Origin of the sequence: Streptomyces sp. NPDC097619 (assembly GCF_040302735.1) — a bacterium.
Lineage (GTDB): Bacteria > Actinomycetota > Actinomycetes > Streptomycetales > Streptomycetaceae > Streptomyces.
Genome location: NZ_JBEOSD010000289.1, coordinates 1 through 4,324, shown reverse-complemented (window position 1 = coordinate 4,324; position 4,324 = coordinate 1). Strand labels below are relative to the sequence as shown.

Annotated in this window: 4 protein-coding genes and 1 pseudogene; 4 read left to right on the top strand and 1 reads right to left on the bottom strand. The window is 71.3% G+C overall.

What is annotated here, in order from left to right:
• A pseudogene (locus tag ABTZ17_RS36395) lies at positions 1–108 on the top strand (2-oxoacid:ferredoxin oxidoreductase subunit beta); the annotation flags it as partial.
• Between the two features lie 54 nt (positions 109–162).
• Here ABTZ17_RS36395 and ABTZ17_RS36390 read toward each other — a convergent pair.
• The gene (locus tag ABTZ17_RS36390; protein WP_352200106.1) at positions 163–540 is read right to left on the bottom strand and encodes a winged helix-turn-helix transcriptional regulator; all 378 of its coding nucleotides are present in this window, start codon (positions 538–540) and stop codon (positions 163–165) included.
• 94 nt (positions 541–634) lie between these two features.
• On the opposite strand from ABTZ17_RS36390, the gene ABTZ17_RS36385 reads away from it, so the two are divergent.
• The 3 genes from ABTZ17_RS36385 to ABTZ17_RS36375 all read left to right on the top strand — a co-directional run bounded on the left by ABTZ17_RS36385 (position 635) and on the right by ABTZ17_RS36375 (position 4,218).
• Complete coding sequence (locus ABTZ17_RS36385; RefSeq protein ID WP_352200105.1) at positions 635–1,495, top strand: SDR family oxidoreductase; 861 nt, start codon at positions 635–637, stop codon at positions 1,493–1,495.
• A 182-nt stretch (positions 1,496–1,677) separates the two neighbouring features.
• Positions 1,678–2,826 carry an EamA family transporter RarD gene (rarD, locus tag ABTZ17_RS36380; protein ID WP_352200107.1) on the top strand — a complete coding sequence of 383 codons (1,149 nt, stop codon included), beginning with the start codon at positions 1,678–1,680 and terminating at the stop codon, positions 2,824–2,826.
• 75 nt (positions 2,827–2,901) lie between these two features.
• A complete protein-coding gene (locus tag ABTZ17_RS36375) occupies positions 2,902–4,218 on the top strand; it encodes a M28 family metallopeptidase (protein ID WP_352200104.1) in 1,317 nt (438 codons plus the stop codon).
• The last annotated feature ends 106 nt before the right edge of the window (positions 4,219–4,324 follow it).

The window sequence follows — 4,324 nt, the reverse complement described above, 5'->3', positions numbered from 1 at the left end:
TACGACACCCAAATGGCCGACCAACTCGACACCGCCATCGAACAACACGGCAAGGGCGACCTCGGCCGCCTCCTCGCCGGCAACGACACCTGGACGGTCGTCGGCTGAACCCGACGGCGGGCGGCAGGACCGCTCACGGCGTTTCCGGGGCCCGGGCCTCCCTCAGGGGGTCCGGGCCCCGTCGTACGCGGCGCGGGCCCGCTGCACGTCCGAGGTGCGGCGCTCGGTCCAGCGGGCCAGGGCCCACACCTGCTCGGCGGCCTCCCGGCCCATGGGGGTGAGGGAGTAGTCGACCCGGGGCGGGATCACGGGGTGGGCCTCGCGGTGCACGAAGCCGTCCCGCTCCAGCGTCCGGAGGGTCTGGGCCAGCATCTTCTCGCTGACGCCGCCGATCTCCCGGCGGAGCTCGCTGAACCGGTACGCGCGCTCCACCAGCGCGGCCAGGACCAGGACGCCCCAGCGGCTGGTCACGTGTTCCAGCACCCCCCGCGAGGGACACATCGGGCTCCGCACGTCCGCCGCCTGCTCACTTACTCCCATGGCAGTACCTTACTTCTAAGTGGGTACTTACGGAAAGAAAGCGCTCTCCGTAAGGTGGTGTCGTACCCACCCCCCACGAACCGGGAGCAGAGCCATGAGCATCGTCGTCACCGGAGCCACCGGATCCCTCGGCCGGCTGGTCATCGAGGAACTGCTGAAGCAGGTGTCCGCGGACGGGATCGCCGCCGTGGTCCGCGACGGGGCGAAGGCCGCCGATCTGGCGGCCCGCGGGATCGAGGTCCGCGTCGCCGACTACGAGGACCCGGCCGCGCTGGCGGGCGCCTTCCGCTCCGGGGACCGCGTGCTGCTGATCTCCGGCAGCGAGGTCGGGCGCCGGGTCCCGCAGCACACCGCCGTGATCGAGGCCGCGAAGGCGGCGGGCGTGGCGCAGCTGGCGTACACGGGCATCCTGGGCGGCCCGGAGGCGGACTTCGAGCTGGCCGCCGAGCACAAGGTGACGGAGCGGGCGGTGCTGGACTCCGGGCTGCCGTACACCTTCCTGCGCAACGGCTGGTACCACGAGAACTACACGGCGAACCTGGCCCCGGTGCTGGCGCACGGGGCGGTCGTGGGCAGTGCCGGTGCGGGGCGGGTGGCCTCGGCGGCGCGGGCCGACTACGCCGCCGCGGCCGCGGTCGTGCTGACCGGCGAGGGGCACCTGGGGAAGACGTACGAGCTGAGCGGGGACACCGCCTGGAGCCTGCCGGAGTACGCGGCCGAGGTGGCGGCCCGTTCCGGTCGCGAGGTGGTCTACCAGGACCTGCCCGCCGCGGCCCACCTGGAGGTGCTGACCGGCGCCGGGGTGCCGCAGGGCTTCGCGGAGCTGCTGGTGGACGTGGACGCGGCGATCGCGCGCGGCCGGCTGGCCGGGACCGGCGGGGACCTGGCCCGGCTCATCGGCCGTCCGACCACCCCGGTCGGCGAGGCCGTGGCCGCCGCCCTCAAGGAGTCCTGAGGCCCGGGGCGGCGGGGCCCCACCCCGTCCACGTCATGAACATCTCCGCCTTACGGTCATGACAAGGGGGCCCTCCCGGCGCTACCTTCGACAGGTTGGCTTGAAGTAGTCCAGGAGGGCCCGTGAAGTCAGGCAGCGAGCAGCAGCGGGCAGGTCTGCTCTTCGGTTTCGGCGCGTACGGCATGTGGGGGCTGGTCCCCCTCTTCTGGCCGCTGCTGAAACCGGCCGGGGCGGTGGAGATCCTGGCGCACCGGATGGTGTGGTCCCTGGGGTTCGTGCTGCTGGCGCTGTTGGTGGCCCGCCGCTGGGCGTGGATACCCGAGCTGCTCCGGCAGCCGCGCAAGCTGGCCCTGATGGCGTTGGCCGCCGCGGTGATCACCGTGAACTGGGGCCTGTACATCTGGGCGGTCAACAACGACCAGGTGGTCGAGGCCAGTCTCGGGTACTTCATCAACCCGCTGGTGACCATCGCGATGGGCGTGCTGCTGCTCGGCGAGCGGCTGCGGCCGGCGCAGTGGGCCGCGGTGGGCATCGGCTTCACGGCGGTGCTGGTGCTGGCCGTCGGGTACGGGCGGCCGCCGTGGATCTCGCTCGTGCTGGCCTTCTCGTTCGCGACCTACGGGCTGATCAAGAAGAAGGTGAACCTGGGCGGGCTGGAGTCGCTGGCCGCCGAGACGGCCGTGCAGTTCCTGCCCGCGCTGGCCTACCTGCTGTGGCTCGGGGCCACCGGCCCGTCCACCTTCACCGGGCACGGGCCGGCGCACGTGGCGCTGCTCGCCGCCACGGGCGTGGTGACGGCCGTGCCGCTGGTGTTCTTCGGGGCCGCCGCGATCCGGGTGCCGCTGTCCACGCTGGGGCTGCTGCAGTACCTGGCGCCGACGATCCAGTTCGTGCTGGGGGTGCTGTACTTCCGCGAGGCGATGCCCACGGAGCGGTGGGCGGGCTTCACCCTGGTGTGGACGGCCCTGATGGTGCTCACCTGGGACGCGCTGCGGGCCGCCCGTCGGGGCAGGACCGCGGCGCTCGCCGCCGCGGCCGCGGCGGCGGCCGGCACCCGGCAGTCCGGTGCTCCCCGCGCCCTCCGGTCCCGCCGCGCGGGACTCCTCGGTGGCACCGGCCCCCTCCCGAGGGGACGCGGATCCGACCCCCGCCGCGCACCCGGACGCGGAACCGGGAACTCCGGGCGCACCCCGGAAGGCCGCGCACGAGCGCGCGTAATCGCCCCATACACCCCTGAAGCCGTCCGCATCCACTCTGGTGCGGGCGGCTGTCCGTATGTCGAACCGACCGGACCGGATTGCGCTCTTGACTTGTTGTCATGTCCTCGCTGAACATCGGGCTCGCACAGACGCTCTTCACCCGCACGTTCCGTTCCCATCCCCGTTCGGAAATCCGGAGCCCCCACAATGAGCCTCTCCGTTTCCCGGCGCCTCGCCGCCTCGGCCGCCCTGGCCGTGGCCGGACTCCTGGCCGCCACCTCACCTTCGGCCCTGGCCGCCCCGACCGCCGTGGTCGAGGCTCCCACCCCGCCGGACATCCCGCTGGCCAACGTCAAGGCCCACCTGAACCAGTTCCAGACCATCGCCAACAACAACGGCGGCAACCGCGCCCACGGGCGGACCGGTTACAAGGCCTCCATCGACTACGTGAAGGCCAAGCTGGACGCGGCCGGCTTCGTCACCACGCTCCAGACCTTCACCTCCTCCGGTGCGACCGGATACAACCTGATAGCCGACTGGCCCGGCGGCGACCCCAACTCGGTGCTCTTCGCGGGCGCCCACCTGGACTCGGTCAGCTCCGGCCCCGGCATCAACGACAACGGCTCGGGCTCGGCCGGTGTCCTGGAGGCCGCCCTCGCGGTCTCGCGCGCCCAGCTCCAGCCCACCAAGCACCTCCGCTTCGGCTGGTGGGGCGCGGAGGAGCTCGGCCTGGTCGGCTCGAAGTACTACGTGAACAACCTGCCGGCCGCGGAGCGCGCGAAGATCTCCGGCTACCTGAACTTCGACATGATCGGCTCGCTGAACGCCGGTTACTTCGTCTACGACGACGACCCGACGATCGAGCAGACCTTCAAGAACTACTTCGCCGGGATCAACGTCCCCACGGAGATCGAGACCGAGGGCGACGGACGCTCCGACCACGCCTCCTTCAAGAACGTGGGCATCCCGGTCGGCGGTCTCTTCACCGGCGCCAGCCGGACCAAGACGGCGGCGCAGGCCCAGAAGTGGGGCGGCACCTCCGGTCAGGCCTTCGACCGCTGCTACCACTCCTCCTGCGACACCACCGCGGCGATCAACGACACCGCGCTGGACCGCAACAGCGACGCCATCGCCTACGCGCTGTGGAACCTCGGCGCCTCCACCCCGGTCCCGCCCGGCCCGTCCTTCGAGAACACCACGGACGTGAACATCCCGGACTCCCCCGGTGCCGCGGTGACCTCGCCGATCACGGTCTCGGGCGTGGCGGGCAACGCCCCGGCCACCACCAAGGTGGACGTGAACATCGTGCACACCTACCGCGGTGACCTGGTCATCGACCTGATCGCCCCGGACGGCACCGCCTACCGGCTGAAGAACTCCAGCTCCGACTCGGCGGACAACCTGGTCACCCAGTACACCGTGAACGCCTCCAGCGAGGTCGCCAACGGCATCTGGAAGCTCCAGGTCAAGGACGTGGCGGCGCAGGACGTCGGCTACATCAACAGCTGGAAGATCACTCTCTGATCCTTCCGGCCCCCGCACAGCGGCGGACGGGCCCTTTTTCCTTGTGAAGAACTTCACGAAGTTCATGGGGACGGCGGCCCGAAAGTCCCTCTGACATGCCCCTGAC